Source organism: Endozoicomonas sp. ONNA2 (assembly GCF_024606365.1).
In the GTDB taxonomy this organism is placed as follows: domain Bacteria; phylum Pseudomonadota; class Gammaproteobacteria; order Pseudomonadales; family Endozoicomonadaceae; genus Endozoicomonas.
On record NZ_JAHHPO010000691.1, the window covers coordinates 1 to 1,549 of the forward strand.

1 protein-coding gene is annotated in these 1,549 nt (G+C 51.6%); it reads right to left on the reverse strand.

Going from position 1 to position 1,549, the window contains the following annotated elements:
- Positions 1–53: 53 nt before the first annotated feature.
- Positions 54–1,334, reverse strand: coding sequence for a hypothetical protein (locus KDK14_RS12105; protein WP_257265383.1), 1,281 nt, complete (start codon positions 1,332–1,334; stop codon positions 54–56).
- Positions 1,335–1,549 lie beyond the last annotated feature (215 nt).

Consider the following 1,549-nt stretch of genomic DNA (forward strand, 5'->3'; position numbering starts at 1 on the left):
CTTTTCTTTTCCTTTGTGCTCTTAGTGTGCTTCGTGGTTCAAAGCTTTTGCTTCTAGAAATTTTTACCATTTTCCAGCATGGACTCCATCGCAAAAATCTGGCCTCTCAACTCATTGGCCTGATCGTTTTTGATACCTTTGATGTTGATGATTTCACTGTCCGGGGCAGCAAAATCCGGAAGGTCTGAGGGAAGCCAGCTGGCTTCTGACCGGCGCATGTAAATACCATCCATACCTGGCAGGTTAGCCAGGGTCAGTGCCTGGCTGGCAGCACTGTCCCCCAGGGCCGGGTGCTGCTCTTCCGGGAACTCTGTCTGTTGGTCACTAACGCTCAGGCCAATACCAATGTGTGTTTTGGCAATATTGATCGTTCCGGCTTTTTCCGCCAGCGCCTGGATCATCAGGCAGCAAAATAGTGCATCTGAAGTAAATGCCGGGCTCTCTTTGCTGGAAAACCGCAGATAGGCATTCCCTTCTGGCGTATAGGTTACCTCGCCACCATAATAATCCGCAGCTTCACTGATGATCTGGCTGTGGGTGCGGAGAATATCCTGCAAGTCTCTGGGGGCGAGCAATTGTTGCAGCCTGCCCAGGTTTTTGACTTTGATCGCGACAATCATCGCCGTTTCCTGCTCGTCGACGTTCTCTTCTGGCTCTGCCAATTTCTTTTCCAGCAACTGCTGCTCGACAAAGGCAGAAAGCCTGGTGATTTCCCCAGTCATTGGCGGGATTGGGTTCCCTGTGGGCAGAATGGAACGTAGCTGTCGTTCAATAAGTCGTAGCCGGGTCGTCAGGCTGGAGGCATAGAGTTGCAGAACAATCAGTCCGGCCAGCAGCAGTATCAGACTGATAGCAATAATCACCAACAGGGCTTCTTTGGGTTTCTGGCTTAGCAGACCTTCGTTGAGCGATACGCGGGCGTAACCGGCAATGACATCTTGGTAATGAATGGGGGACGAATATACCGGATGCCTGATGCCTCCATCCGCTGTTTTGGCAGTGGCTTTGGCGATTCTCTGGTTATCAATGCTGTAGATACTGGCTTGAGCAACATAGGGGTTCTGCACCAGCTGACTGAGCAGAACATTGAGGCTGAGCCTGTCGCCGGTGACCAGCATATCTGTGGCGGCACTGGCCGTCTGCTCGCTCAATAATTGACCGATACTGTCAGCCTGGTGCTGGCTTGATGAGTCAATCTCATTGCTGATGACCAGCGACATCCCAATAGTCAGCGTGGCCATAAGCACACCAAAGATGCCCATTAACTGCGTTCGGATGGAAAAGCGGGCGGTGAACCGGGTAAAAATGTCTGGCGTGAAAATACGCTTGTTCAAAAGTTAAGCTCCTGAGCGACAAACCAATGATCCTGATGAATTTTCAAAGGCTAATACTGTCCATGAGTAAATTCTGACAGCCCGGGAGGCTGTCCGGAGAAGAGCCAGACTGCCCCGGATATGTCATAAACGTGCTCCCGATCTCACTTGTCCTTTGCCGCTGTGAGGGAGTTTTGCTCAGTCGGCCGTACTCCCCGCGCTCCCTCACAAAATCC